Raw genomic sequence first — 15,303 nt, forward strand, 5'->3', positions numbered from 1 at the left:
TTTCAACAAGATATATTTACAGCAATTTGTCGATTATTTAAAATAGAGTCTGTCTGATTCTCGTTGTAGAATAAAATTTGAGGATGGTAGATTGACTACCATCCTCTAGATACTATAGACTAACGCCAATTAGAAACAGTCTCTTCTAGAATTGAGATTTACCGAATGCACTGTCGGTTTTACTCTTCTTAAATATCTTGTTTAGGCTATAGGATGCTCTTAGCTCTAGTATTGGGCCATTTCTTCTGTATTCAGTATCTTGATAGAAGATTTGAACTCCATTTGTATCATATGCTCTTGTACTTAAACCTGTAATATTCGAGCTTAGTATATCTAGTGCTCTTACAGAGAAGTCCCATCCTTTTAGTTTTGTTGGTTTATAAACTAAAGCGGTGTTGGCTTGGTAGTATAGTTCATTCTGACCTTGTGCTGTAACTGTTGCCGATTTTACATTAAAGTCACTACTCCATTTGATCGTTTTAGTAATATTCAGGTTTAGGTTTCCTTTGAAGCTCCAATTTGTACTTTGATTACTCTCTTTATAACCAAAGATATTCCCTTCTACTTTATAGTTGTATAGTGATCCACCAAGAAATAGATCTCCAAAACGTCCCATATTAATCGAAGAGTTTAATTCAGCTCCTAATGATTGAGTGTTACCTGAATTTGTGTAACTTCTGATAAGTACATTCTCTTCTTCATAAACCGTGTTGACACGGAATACTGCGTTGTCAGTTCCTCTATAGAATCCTGTCAGGTTGATAGAAACGTTTGATCCTTTCCATCCATATTGAACTTCCAAGTTGTTCAAATATTCAGGTTCAAGAGTAGGATCTCCCACGACATACACTTCGTAGTGGCGGCGATATAGGAAAGGAGCCATGTCTTTTAGTGCAGGTCTATTAATTCTGCGACTTGCAGAAGCCGAAATAGAGTTATTCTCGCTAAGACTATAGTTTAAATGAAGAGAAGGAAACCAATCTAATTTTTGGGTGTTATATTGATCATCCGTCTTACGGTCGAAAATGTTAAAGTAATCAGGGTTGTCGATTTTCATCTGTTGGTCCATGTACTCTGCTCTAAGTCCAAGTACGTAGCTGAATGCACCAATATCTCCTCGATAGTCTGCATAGAATGCATAGATTCCACGATTCATATCTACTCCATTTTCAAGTGAACTATAATCACCCCACTTTTGGGTATTCACATTTAATGTATCATAGCTGAATGTTCCTGCAATACTCATCCATTGAGGTTGGAATCCGACTGTAAGTTGACTTTTGTTATCGAATTGTTTTTCATAATCGATACTCGCACGGTAAGCATGTAAAGGTGTGTCGTCTGTCTGTTTAAAATGATCTGTCTTAGTCTCCACTTGATCAAGTGGTTTATTGAAATCATAGTTTCTGTTATCCAACTCACGACTCAATGCAGAGTATTCATAAAGAAGGTCAATGTCGATCTTACTTGTTGCACTAAATTTATGGGCAAGATGCAAGTCTGAAGAGTGAAATTGACCATATCTATTATCCGTGTTCGGATTGTATATCCACTTCTCATTTCTGTCAATGCCAGCAATATCTTTTTTGTTTTCATCAGCATAAAATGTGTCGTATACATAGAATGCCGAACGTCCATCATTTCTATTTCCATAGAAATATGATGCGGATAATGTTGTCTTGTCCGTGAAGCTGTAATCTGCACCAAGTTGTGCTGTGTAATATTCATACCACTCTGGTCTTTCACCTTGTGCTACCATGTGATAGTATGAACCATCTTTTTGTAATAATCGAGCATCTCCAGAGCGATTTCCATTTACATTCTTTTTATTGTAGAAAAGACCTCCATAGATGGAAAATTTATCTTTTGTGAACGAAGCATTAACCCCTGTACTATACCTGTTATCATTTAATTCATATCCACTGTATTTATCTGTAAGGTTTCCCCACGGAGAACCTCCAATAAGTCCGTTGGCTGTAATTGAAAATCCATCCGTTGTTCCTTTGTTTGTTTCGATATTAATGATTCCACCTTTTCCCTGAGCATCATATTTTGCTGTTGGTATGGTGATAACATCGATTGATTTAATGGCATCGCCTGCAATTTGACCAAGAAGAACAGATGGGTCCATTTGTGTTGGTTTTCCATTCAAATATACCATGAAATCTGTAGTTCCTCTGACGCTAACATTTCCATCAGCATCAAGATCAACTGAAGGAAGTTTGTTCAAAATGTCTACTGCAGTACCTCCTTTTGCAGTCTCGAAATCTTTCGTGTTATATGATTTCTTTTCAATGGTTGCCTGAACAGTGCTCCTTTTTGCAATGACATTGACATCACCAATGTTATGTGTGGCAGTTGAAAGTGACGTTGTTGAAAGAGATCTCCATTTTCCTCCTTGGGTAATTGAGATATTTTTTATCGTGTCATTTTGATAACCTATGAATGAAAATATGACATCATATTTACCTTCTTTAAGCTTTAATTCATATGTTCCATTGTTGTTAGTGAAAACACCAAATGGTTTATTTGAAGCCTTTTCTATGGCTTTTACTGTCACAAATGGAAGTGTCTCTCCTGAATTTGCATCCTTGACTAGTCCTTTAATTCCTTTCTGAGCAAATAGTGTATTTGCTGTCAAGAGAAGAATAAAAACAAGTAGTTGTTTCGTTTTCATAAATATTTAGTTTTGTTGTATTATCGATTGCATAATCATTTTAAGTGAAGAAGAATCTACATAAGTTATGATATTTCTCTATATGCAAAAGAATAGAACTACTTACTCTATCTATGGTATAAATGAAAAAGAAATGGTATAATTAGATTTGTTTGCGATAATCATTGGGTGTTTGCTTCGTTACCCTTTTGAAATATTTCACAAAATGAGATGGGTCCTTAAAATGCATATTATATGCTACCTCAGAAATGGATAGAGATGTATATTTTATTTGTCTTTTAGCCTCCTTTATAATTACATCTGATATGATTTCGGATGCTGCCATCCCGACACATTTCTTGCATATTGAGTTAAGGTTCTGAGGTGTGGTATTTAGATTGGCTGCATAAAAGCTAACTTTCCGTTCTTTGGTTGCGTATTGTTCTACTTGTTGAAAGAATGTATTGTAATCAGTTTGATGTTTCTTTACTCTTAATGGTTCAGTTGCAAATTCTAGGATTTTAGAGAATATAGTTTTAAGAAGACTATGGAAAAATGTTAAGTTCAGTGTTGGGTATTCTTCATTGAGGACACCGAGTAAATTTGTTAAACTATTTTGGAATGTTATTTCAATGTGTTCATATTGAGTTAATTTAACCTTTAAGAGTTCGAGCTCTTGATCGCTGCAATTTGGAAAAAAATCTTTCTGTATTAGAATCACAAAACCATCAGGTTCAGATCGTAAATCCCAATGGTGGACTTGTCCATTCTTTACGATAAAAATAGAAGGAGTATTTATTTCGTATCTATGATCATCAATAGTATGAGATCCTTGACCTTGATACAGGTAGACAATTTCTAAGTAGCCGTGATGAATATGTGGTCTTGTTTTTCTTATATGCTTTCTAAATGGTGCTATTTTAAAAGCTTCTTTGGGGTGTAGTTTGTTTTTCTTTTCGATCATATTGCATGTGTTTAAATACTAGCAACAAGATAGACTATATATTTGTTATGGAATACTCAATTTTGAATAAAAAATGTCCCTATTCCTCATAAATAATATGGTACACGTCGTATTGTACTCAAAGAACTTAATGTCTCTTAAAGTACATTTAAAGTGCAAATTCTGGTTGGAGACACGGAAAATGGAACTACCATTTTAAGAACGATAATGAAATAGACTCTTTGTCATTTGCTATGAATATCATTCAATTTATTTGAGGTTTAATATTGACGTTCAAAATGTACTTTTTGTCTGTAAAAAGATGCAGGAGGCAATTGTCATACGTTATTTGAGATCGTGATAAAGTGCCTCCTGTTTTTGATATTATGGTAAGAGTGAATTGTGTTCTTTAAAACTACTTGGTTTCAATGTTTATATTCAAATTTTTACAATCTACTTTTAGTCCGAGTTCTTTTGGTTTGTAGATTCCGAATTTAAAGTATGGACCTTGGATATCATTTTTTCCAACATAACCTTTCCAATCAGCAACCATTTTGTTGTTTATCCAAACTTTTACTCTTCCTTTCGAAGTTGAGAGGTCTTCTGTTTTACTATAAGTTGAGTATTTAATTTCAACTTTCATTTTGATCCATTGATTAAATGCGATAGACGATATTTTATTTTCATAAACCACAGATCCAAATTTACCATCTTTACCTACATCTTTATACTTATCATTAAATGGTTTTGGTCTCACTTTGAATGAGGGATCAGACATTCTGTTTGCATCACTTCTCATAATAAGATAGATGTCTCCCTCTTTAATAATAAAAGCTCCAATTGGTCCACCAGCTGATTGCTCTACCTGCCAGCCATTTTTTCTTTTTGTTTTGTAGCTGTAACCAATATTCTTTTTAAAATACATGGTGTCAAGCATCGATGCGAAGGTGTTTTCATTCCAATATTTTAGTTCTCCTCTTGGATTTTTCAAAAGAGACCTATCTGGGCGACCGTGCCATTGGGCAAAGATGCCTCCATGTTGTTTTGTTAGCTTCTCAGGGAACCGTACGCTCCACTCATAAGTAACAAGATCTCCATAGTTGCCTTGGTGGCTATACTTATATAGTTTTTTTATTTTGCTTAATGTTTCTCTTTTTTTCGAGGTGACTCCTTTTAGATTTATTTCAGAAGCAAAGCAGGTCGTAAACTCGATTCTGTTGGCTTTATTATCTGCCTGAAAATGATAGATCGTATCGGTTGTAGTAACCTCTCTGCTTACAATTCCATGTGGTGGTTTGTTCCCAATAATGATAAACTTATTGTCGATTATCTCATTTCTTTTTGCGATATCTTTTTGTGCACTGAGTCTACTTAATAGCTGTTTTGTATTTTGCTTTTCTTGTGAGAGGGCTCCAGTTGTTGTGAATAGTATAGCTATCCAACTGATCATGTATAAAGTCTTTTTTATCATTGTAGTATGTTTTATTGTGCCGGCATTATTGTTTTTTAATTATTGTAAAGGTAATTTGAATCGTCTTATTTGTAGTTCATTTTTTTCTAAAACCATTTGATTAATTGGTTTGCAAATGTTGAATTTACTTTTGAAATTGTTTTATTTAAATTTGCAATACATTAATTATTAGAGGTTTTGCGTCTGTGTCTTATTTGTTTGTTTTTGTTGAGAATATCGTTTTATTACTATGATTAAAGAATGTCGAAATACGTATTTGAAATCGTTTCAACATTGATTAGGTTATTTGAATTGTAAAAGAAATATCGTGTCATGAGTGTTTCGTAAAATTGCTATTACTAAATCAAGTAATAAATGTTACAACCGATTTCAATATGATAACACAAAAGATTAAAAAAACAGCGTTAGGTTTCGCGATGAGTTTACTATTGGTAGGCAACTCTTCTTTTGCTGCAAAGAAACTTGTTGTCCAGGATAAGATTATTGCGGAAAAGATCACTTTTGAAGATAACTCGGTATTGTCAAGTTGGAGATCTTTGACAGGAGAGGTGAAATTAAGTAGATCTCATCAAAAAGATGGGAAGAGTTCTTTGCTGTGGTCTATGAGCAGCGATGATGCTCTCGTAGTCAATGGTCTTATCGGTCTTAAAAGAGCTACATCAGAATATTCAGGAGGTCAACCTGAAGTTTATGAGCCTGCATACTATGGGAAGAATAAATATGGAGGTGTGAAGTTTTGGATATATCAAGAAAAAGCCAAGAAAGGAGAGATGTGGTGTTATTTAGGTGATGGAAAAAAAGGAGCTTTGACTAACCCTAAATATAGATTTTCGATGAATCTTAATTTTACTGGATGGAGAGCCGTTTGGGTTCAGTTTGAAGAGGATGCGAAAGTGAAATCATATAAGGGAAATAACAAGGTAAATACCTTTGTTTTTCAACCTAACAACTCAATTTCTTCGGGTAAAATATTCTTTGATCACTTTCAATTGGTTGATTTTGTATCATATAAGAGGCATTCTGATTTAGTGTTTAAGAATAACAAAAAAGCTGTCAGATCAGATACATATGAGATTTATAGCTCTTACCAGAAGTACTTAGGGATTGGAAAGAAGAATGAAAGGAACACTGTAGTAAATAAGGGTGATTTTAAAAATATTGAGAATCGTTTGGATTATCTTATTTTAGGTGATAAAGCTAATGATTGGAAAAGTCATTATGGCTCCATCAGTGATCAACTTTCTAAAAGAATTAATACAGCAAATGATTTCTATAGTAAATTGAAGATAAAAGATACACCTAAGGGAATTAAAGGGGTACCCCTATATTCTTGTCGTGATGAACAAGGAGAATTATATGGGCATAACTTTCAGCGTGTGATTGAATCAACACTATTCCCATTGTCTTTTGATTATAGGTTTAATAATACAAAATCATCAAAAGATAAGGTCTTTACATTATACAAATATTTAGAGGATCAAGGTTGGGCTGCTGGAAGTGCTGTTGGTACATTAGATCATGTAATACGACTAAATGGATTTGCTGTTTCTGCATTCTTGATGAGAAATGATATGAGTGATGAGCAAAGACATCGTATACAGGCATGCTTGGCATGGCATACTCGAATAGGGAATATCATTTCAATGGATTACTCGTTGGGGGAAAATACAGATCTTGTTCGAGGTGGTGCATTACCAAAACTAATTTCTATTTTGTTAATGGATTCAGGAGCAAAAAAGAATAAATTAATGAATGATTTCAATGGATATTTGGAACATATTGCTTCAGTTGCACCTGGTTATGCAGATACTTTTAAGCCAGACTACTCTGTTTATCATCATAGAGGAACTTATTTAAATTCATATGGAGTCCAAACATTGAATACAGTATCGATGTTAAGTTGGTTGATGGATGATGGTAGCTTTAGTCTCTCTAATAGTAAAAAAGATTTCTTGAAGAAAGTGTTGTTGAGGCAGAGTGATATTGCTTATGGTCTCTATTTAAACATGGGTGTTTGTGGTCGTTTCCCTTACAAGAATACAGCTTTAGATCGTTATTTAATTACTTCATTTGCCTTTTTAAGTGTAGATGATAAGCGAGTGGAAGATAGAAGTTTGGCAGCACGTCTTAATGATATATACTCATTGTCTTCTCCAGAAGCTTGCTATGCATTGACATTTCCACAATTAACCTATACAGGTACTCTTGGAACTTTGTCTTTAATTGATATAGTACACAAACAGATGGGACATGTCGTTGAACTTCCTAAAGCTCAAAATATATCAATGCCGTATTCCAGTTTATCTGTACAAAGAGGTAAAGATTGGTACTTCTCAGTGAAAGGTTATAACAAATATATTTGGGATTATGAAACAGGACATAAAGGGGAGAATAATCTTGGTCGTTATTTAAGCTTTGGCTCAGTACTCGCATTAAAAGGGGCACCTAGGGATGCTATGAGACGTGCCGGAATTGAACAAAATAAAGGTTTTCATTGGGCATATCTGCCAGGTGCTACGACAAAAGCCTTGCCAATTGAAAAGGTCTATTATGAGAATAAACCGACGGGTAAATATAAGGAAGGGTATCATCGAAGTTTTGCAAATACTACTTTTGCGGGAGGTTTATCTTCGAATCATAAAAATGGACTTTATGCAATGGAGCTTAGAGATGATGTTGGGCCTAATACTGATGGAGTTCTATTTGATGATACATTTAGAGCAAGAAAATCATATTTTTACTTTGATGATGAAATTATATGCTTAGGTTCGAATATATCTAATCAAGATAAACAATATCATACTGTAACAACTTTGTTTCAGACAAACTTAGAGGATGTTACTCCTTCAAAGGGTTTGCCATGGGTTAATAATGAACAGTTCCCAAATGTTTTAGGGGAAACTAAAAAGTATTCACTGTCATGTATAACAGATGTTCAAGGTATACAATATGTTATCGGAAAGAATTCAGACTCTTTAGTTATTCGTTACAATAAACAGTCATCACTTCTAAATCAAAAAGGTAAATATGTTCCAATTAAGACTCTACATGTCAAAGCGTGGTTTGATCATGGGGTTACTCCTAAAGGAGGTCATTATCAGTATGCAATGTTGATGAATCATAGTAGGAAACAAGCAATGTCGTATAAGAGTAATGTCCCATATCGAGTTATAGAACAGGATGAAGTGGCTCATATTGTTCAGCACCAGATTAAGAATACAACTGCATTTGCTATATTTGATTCGAAGAAATTTGATGGACATGGATTGATTAAATCTGTAAATCATCCGATCCTCGCTTATGTAGTGAATAAAAAAAATAAAGTACATCTGACGGTTGCAAATCCAGATTTAAATATTGCAAAATGGAATCATAATATGTCTTTTATGCCTAACTCAATTGTACATGCCAATGGGAGAGGGGAAATTGTTACGATTTTACTAGATGGAAAGTGGAAACCAGAGAAGGAGTTGGATCAATTAGTATCCATTAAATATTTAGGAAATAATACAGAGATTAAGGTGTTAACGAAGAATGGTCAAAGTATTGATATTCCTCTGCATCAATATCAAATTAAATGGTAAAAATGAAACATATTATCGTAGTCTGTTTACTTTGTGTCATGTCAACATTAACACATGCTAAACAACGAGAACATTACAAAAAGAAACTCGTTTATTCTTGTAATTTTTCTAAACAAGAGGATTTAAATGATTGGGTGATGGAAGGTCCTGGGGTGGCATCCATTAGAAATGGGAAGTTAATTCTTACCCCTTCTTATCAGAAAGTAGTAGCTGATTATTTTTCATCAAAAGGACAAATATTTGATGGTAGGATCACTGATTATTATAAACCTCTTGAAGACGCGATAGAAAGTGAAATTGGAGATGAGGTGAAGAAGTATTATTATGAAGGAGCTTTTAAAGGAGGACATATTGTTTATTGGAACAAATTTCATACTCCTGATAACTATATTCTTTCTTGTGACTTTAAATCGTTATCTCCACATGCTTTACATATGTTGATGTTTAGCTGTACTGGAATCGAAGGTCAGAGTGTTTTTGATAAAAAGCTTAACCCTCGTTGTGGTGTTGCTGCGCAGTATACTAAAGGTGATCTTAAAAATTATAGGATATCTTTTTTTGCTCCATTTCGTGGGACTTCACATATGAGGAAATGTCCTGGAAGAATATTAACAGTAAAGGGTGAAGATCTAACATTGAAACATCCAAATAGAACACACAGACTAAAGGTTGTTAAATATAAAAATTATATTGCATGGTATATTGACAATAAGTTGTGTTTTAGCTTTACTGATGAAACGAAAGAGGGATCATTAGGTGGAGGTCAAACAGCCATAAGACTTATGGTTCCTGCAATTGGTTCTTATGATAATTATAAAATTTATGAAATACATAAGTAGTGGTAACAAAAAAAGTATTTTATTGTTAGCTTTTTGGTGTGCCATGCATGTAAATTAACTAATCGGTGCAAGTCCGTAGTGGAGGTTTGTAGAGCCAACCACCTAGCAGAAGGCAAGGGTGCTTATCGTGAGGTATAACCTGAAGGAAGCCGTATGCAAAACTCTGATCCGAGGTATACGAATCTCATTAGGCGGTATATAACTGGATAAGCTTGCCAAACAAAGTGAAGTCCGAATTCTACACGGAGTTTATACCGTAGATGTGGCGGATAGATGGAGTGAAAGTTAATTTCCTTACCATGGGAGGTCTCACAGATGGATACAGTGTATTTTTTTTCCTGTCCATTCACAAAAAGTTAACTGTGAGAAGTCAGCCGAGGTCATAGTACTGTATCCACTTTACAGGAAGGACTGAATCTTAAATTGTTCATAATACAGACTGTTACCTAATGAAGGGATCAATGCAGAAAATATCGGAAGATAGCTACTTGAGTGAAGGTAGAGCGGAACTCGATAATAACTCAAGAGCGCACACTTTCAATGGGATAACTGAAGCCATTATGAAAACGACCATTACAACAGATAATTTATTAGAACGAGTCCTAGAATCAGATAACCTAAATAAGGCTTATTTACAGGTTTATCGAAATAAAGGGAGTCATGGAGTTGATGAGATGCAGGTGGAATCCTTAAAAGATTATCTCAGATTTCATCGAAAAGTTTTAATAACAGAACTACGAAAAGGTAAGTGTTAACCCGATGGCGAATTATCATTATTTCATGCGGCATATTTGATCGGAGTTTTGAAGAGCAAAGCGTATGAATATGCTAATACGAGGAAAAAGTATTGGCGCATTTCATTTCAAAGAGTCCAATTCTACAAACGACTATAACGAATAAGAATTTGGAGAAGGCAGGCTATATTACGCTAAGTGATTATTATCAGAAAGTAAAGTCGTGATTTAGGGAGTCGCCGTATACGAGACCCGTACGTACGGTGGTGTGGGAGGTGTACTGGAAGATTAAATATCTTCCAGCCATCTACCCGATTATCTTAATATTATGAAATACAGTATGTTAAATTTTGTTTATCATGTATTTTTGTAATACTTCTGTTTGCAATACAGATCTTTAATTTTGCTGGTTTTAATTTAAAGGTCTAACGAGACATAAGTATTCTTTCTTTCACGGTCGCCACATTTAATGATGGCGACCGTTTGTATTTCACTTCAATCTCTTCTCAAGTATATTAGTGATTTTCTATTTTGCGTATAGGGGTCTTTATGAATCTTGTAAAATAGAGAGATGTAAGTGCAATCGCGACTCCAAATATAAATGGGATTCTCCAATTGATGCTCCAAAGAATCCCCCCTAAAAAAGGTATAACTACTGCAGATATATGGTTAATAGTAAATCCAACTGCCATTGAAGACCCTATATCTTTAGGATCTGCTATTTTCTGAAACCAGGTACGTATACCCATTGAAAATGGAAAGAAGATATGATCTAATACATAGAGAAATGCAATTATATAGCCATTTTCGAAAATTGCATAACCACAAAAGATCAATGTGAGAGCAATATATTCAACGGTAAGCATTCTCTTTTCACCAAATTTATTTATCAATCTGGCGATAAAAGGATTCGCAAAAAAACCAATAATATTATTGATAATAAAAAGTATTGTAATCCACTCAATGGAGAAGTGATACTTCTTTACAAGCATAAATACAGAGAAAACAACGAATATTTGTCTTCTTGATCCACTAAGAAAATTAAGAACATAAAACAGCCAATATTTCTTTTTTAATATTATTTTTTTGTGTTGTGCATGTTTTAATTTTTGCGTTGGATTATATTTTAATCCCCAAAGAGCAACGATAATCACAAGAGCTCCAAAAATAAAATATTGTATTTTGTAAGATATCGAAGGAATCTGTGAGAGTACCCAAATACATATTCCTGCAAGTATATTTGCTCCTGCTGCATATCCTTTGGCTTTGCCCATAACTAATGCGGCTTCGTTTGGCTTAAAGTACTGAAGCGTTAATGATTGATTTGTCGTTTCATAATAATGAAAGCCTGTTGACATAAGTAGGGTTGTTGCAACGATTCCCCAAAATGAATCAAATACTCCAGTGAACAATATCCCTATCCCCATTAAAAGCACTGATAGCGAAGCTAGTTTATGCTCTTTAATTACAAGTAAGAGATATACTACTAGTAAAGATAAAAACCCAGGAATCTCCCGAATAGATTGAATCGCTCCAATTTCTATACTGTTTAAATGAACTAAATCTATTGCGAAATTGTTAAATAATGTCCTCCATCCTTGGAATCCAATGGCAACAATAAATGACAGAACGATTAGGTAGGAATACATCGGAGATTTCAAATAATCTCTTTCTTTTTTATTAATTAAATTATTAGACATGATCACTTTTCTTAGATTGGACTGTAAAAGTAGTCAAAAAAAGATAATGTTATTAGAAGAGCCTTTTGCATTTAAATTATTAATATTACTAATACTTTTAACCGTTCATAGTGTAATCTTTGGACAGTCTGTTCCTCCTCCTCCACCTGTTCTATCAGGCGTACCAGTGTATAATAAAAATAAATCTCCACATATTGTGAGTGTTGTTTATAATGAAAAATGTAATTATAGAAAGACTGTAAGAATAGAAGGTTTTTTTGAGGACAAAGATGGAAAGGTAAAGAGTGCATTTCTGACATTTAAAGAGAGTGGAATAAAATGGGATGGAACTTATGATGAACCAACAAAACTTTGGGTTTTTAGTGGCTATATTAATTCTTTAGGTGAGAAAAGTTTTTTGATTCAGATAGAAGATGATGAGTCTGCTGTCACTGTTTCAGATACTTATAAAATATTGATCGAAGCCATCACTCCTAGGGTCGATCAAGAAATTGTATTGAAAGCCTTTTCAAACATGATTAACCTTACTTATATCGCCAACGATATCAATACCGAATATCTTAATGTGACAATTCTGAATGAAAATACCAATCATATCGTGAGTCAAAAACGAATAGATGTAGAATTATCTCAGCAGTACAACTGTTCTTTCAATCAATTATCACCTTTAACCAATTATCTTATTCGGGTGGAGTATTGTAATCGATTTGTTTGTTCAGGTGATATTTTTGAAAAGAACATAGGTACAACAAGGTTGTTGCCTAGTATAGAACTTGAACTTGTAGAACCATCAGCAGCAAATGATTGGTGTGATAAATGGGGAGATATTGGAAGTATCGATGTCACCGCAAAGAATCTTGTTCAGGATGTTATATTTCATGCGGATTCGAAAGTGCGTATATCAAGAGATAAGAATCAGTGGTGGAGTCTTGAAAAATCTTATGTAGTTGAGAAGAGTGAATTTACAAATGGTGAAGTTCGATTCTTTGTTCAGTGCAAACATCATGAAAGTGGTGTTTACTCTCATGAAATAGAATTTGAATATGATCAAGAGATGGATCCCGAAGTAATTGTTCTGACACGGCTTGTGAAAACACCTATTTCGACTACACAATTTGATATTACTAAAACTTCAATAGATAAATATGAAATTTTGGATGTGAATTGGGAATCGAAGAGTGATCAGGGTGATTATGATGGACTTTATCTCATCATTTCGAAAACACCTACTATTGTTTTTGATCCTAATAATTATTGTTCCAATGGAACTTACTATGTTCATAAATATTCAAAAGATGTACGATCTGCAAAGATTGTACCTCCATTTCAATCAAAAAAAGTCTACTTAAAGGTGATCCCTTTTAATTATGAAGGTGACACTGGAATACTTCTTCAAGAAAAAAGTATTAATATAAAACAAGTGTTTTCCGGTTTGCATAGCTCTATCCCCGAGATCTTCTTATATGGTGGCGGTAAATTTGAAAATGGGCAATGGGCCTTTGGTGTTTGTGTTGAACAAGCTTTTAGAGATGATGTTTTTAAAGATTTAAGTATTAAACTGTTTGATATAAATGGCGAAGTGTTAGATGTTGTTCCAATTTCAGAAGAATTTGTTGAACGAGCAAATCGTGGTATGTCAGTGCTGCTACCTCCAATTATGAGTAACGCTAAGAACGTCTCTATCGAACCTTGTTCGGTTGCATTGTTCTATAAGGAAAAGCTGATAGAGTATCAAAAAATAGGAGTGTGTAAAAGTCCTAAAGATTCATTCTTTGATAATGTTGTTCCATCAGTGTCGTGTAAGTCCGAAGAAATTACAGAGAACATAGAGGATAGGTGGTGTCTCTTTTTAACGACCCACAACTGTGATCGAGAACTTAGATCTATTCATTTATCTAAGCTGAAGATGATTAATGAGTATAGACGAAGAATAAGTATTGGGAAGATGGTTTGGCAAGGGAAAAATCCATCTTGTTTTTGTGATCCGGAAAATTGGATGTATCATAAAAGTATTTCGACTTATTCAGATGTAGTAATTCCAAAAACATTTGGTTCTGTCACTTTTGATGACCGAATCGTCGCAAACGATATAATATATTCAGATAGAACACATTTCTATGGTCTTAATAATTTAACTCCAAATCAATTTTTGTCTTGTCATAAGATTATTTCGCCAGGTCAATGGTATTATATCTGTCCAACTGAAAATATCTGTAATATGGAGCAATGGGAGCCTGAAAGTGGTTCTTTGTATATAAAAAGATGGAATGGTCGTTGGGTCGATTTAGATCCTACAGAGCAACTTAAACATAATCAAGGTTACATTATTTATTCAACAAAGTCTGCTTTATGCGTTGAAAATAATTTTATGTTTTGTGATTCGAAAAAAACCGAGTATTATACTATTGATGAAGAAGTTGAGGTAAAAAAATGGGCTCTTATTGGAAATCCTTGTGGTTTGTATCATGGATTTCCTCATGATATTGAAGATTTTACAACTTCATTTATTTATGTTTTTGATTCTGAGAAGCCAGGGTATCAGGTTTATAATGGAAATATGGTGAGTTTAGATGAGAAAACTCCTTTTACAGGTATTGCACCTAATGAAGCATTTTTTGTAGAGCAGTTAAGTGATGGAACTATTACATGGAATCCAAATGCAGAAGATGTGGAGGTGAAATCATCTGGTAAGAATCATGAAAATGACTATTCCATAACAATGAATGTTTTTAATGAGGATAGATCTGAAAAAGATAATCTCAAGGTCGTTTTAAGCCAGAATGCTAGTGACTCTTATTTTCTTAAAGAAGATGCAGTGAAGTTAATATATCAAAAGAATGGATTGCCTCAGATCTATTCTGTTGTTGATGGCAAGAATCTTGTGATAGATCAACGGAAGATAAAAAATCAGAAGATTGAGTTTCAGATTCAGAGTGACAAGATGAAGCAAATTATATTGACAATTGACGAAATGAATTATCAAGAACAGAATACTCACCTTTGGATTGAGAAAGTTGGTGATCGACAGTGTTGGGATTTTAAAAGGGGTGGTGAAATTGAATTATCTGTGGATGGTAATGTTGAGTCTAATCGCTTTCGACTTCATATTGACATTATAGAGCAAGAAATGTCTAATATGGTTCTTATACAAAATATTTATCATGGAGTATGTATTAGGTCTTTAACGGAGGTTGAAAAACAAATATCGATTTTTAATGTCTTAGGAAGTAAGATTGAGTCTTTTCAATTCAAAGGTATTAATGAAGAGTCATTTACATTGAATCCTGGGATTTATCTATTAAAGGTTGTATCTGTTGAGGGGATGTATACTAGTAAATTTGTAGTATATTAGTTCTTCGATTTATGCTTAAAATCA

The 15,303-nt window shown here is 33.9% G+C and carries 8 protein-coding genes; 4 read left to right on the top strand and 4 right to left on the bottom strand.

The window, feature by feature from the left end; all coding sequences use genetic code 11:
* Positions 1 to 145: 145 nt before the first annotated feature.
* The 3 genes from K5X82_00930 to K5X82_00940 all read right to left on the bottom strand — a co-directional run bounded on the left by K5X82_00930 (position 146) and on the right by K5X82_00940 (position 5,049).
* Entirely contained in the window at positions 146 to 2,677 is a 2,532-nt protein-coding gene (locus K5X82_00930; GenBank protein QZT37471.1) for a TonB-dependent receptor family protein, read from the bottom strand.
* Between the two features lie 142 nt (positions 2,678 to 2,819).
* Positions 2,820 to 3,620, bottom strand: coding sequence for a helix-turn-helix transcriptional regulator (locus K5X82_00935; GenBank protein QZT37472.1), 801 nt, complete (start codon positions 3,618 to 3,620; stop codon positions 2,820 to 2,822).
* Positions 3,621 to 4,014: 394 nt separating this feature from the next.
* On the bottom strand, positions 4,015 to 5,049 hold the full coding sequence (locus tag K5X82_00940; GenBank protein QZT37473.1) for a polysaccharide lyase: 1,035 nt from the start codon (positions 5,047 to 5,049) through the stop codon (positions 4,015 to 4,017).
* A gap of 437 nt (positions 5,050 to 5,486) precedes the next feature.
* On the opposite strand from K5X82_00940, the gene K5X82_00945 reads away from it, so the two are divergent.
* The 3 genes from K5X82_00945 to K5X82_00955 all read left to right on the top strand — a co-directional run bounded on the left by K5X82_00945 (position 5,487) and on the right by K5X82_00955 (position 10,248).
* On the top strand, positions 5,487 to 8,654 hold the full coding sequence (locus K5X82_00945) for a hypothetical protein (protein ID QZT37474.1): 3,168 nt from the start codon (positions 5,487 to 5,489) through the stop codon (positions 8,652 to 8,654).
* Between the two features lie 2 nt (positions 8,655 to 8,656).
* On the top strand, positions 8,657 to 9,493 hold the full coding sequence (locus K5X82_00950; GenBank protein ID QZT37475.1) for a YesU family protein: 837 nt from the start codon (positions 8,657 to 8,659) through the stop codon (positions 9,491 to 9,493).
* Between the two features lie 461 nt (positions 9,494 to 9,954).
* Positions 9,955 to 10,248 (top strand): hypothetical protein, encoded by a 294-nt coding sequence (locus tag K5X82_00955; protein QZT37476.1) that lies wholly within the window; start codon positions 9,955 to 9,957, stop codon positions 10,246 to 10,248.
* Positions 10,249 to 10,742: 494 nt separating this feature from the next.
* Here the strand turns inward: K5X82_00955 and K5X82_00960 are convergent, their stop codons facing one another.
* Positions 10,743 to 11,927 (bottom strand): MFS transporter, encoded by a 1,185-nt coding sequence (locus K5X82_00960; protein QZT37477.1) that lies wholly within the window; start codon positions 11,925 to 11,927, stop codon positions 10,743 to 10,745.
* 46 nt (positions 11,928 to 11,973) lie between these two features.
* Between K5X82_00960 and K5X82_00965 the strand changes: the two genes are divergently transcribed.
* Entirely contained in the window at positions 11,974 to 15,279 is a 3,306-nt protein-coding gene (locus K5X82_00965; GenBank protein QZT37478.1) for a T9SS type A sorting domain-containing protein, read from the top strand.
* Positions 15,280 to 15,303: the final 24 nt, after the last annotated feature.

Source organism: Prolixibacteraceae bacterium (genome assembly GCA_019856515.1).
In the GTDB taxonomy this organism is placed as follows: Bacteria; Bacteroidota; Bacteroidia; order Bacteroidales; family Prolixibacteraceae; genus Halosquirtibacter; species Halosquirtibacter xylanolyticus.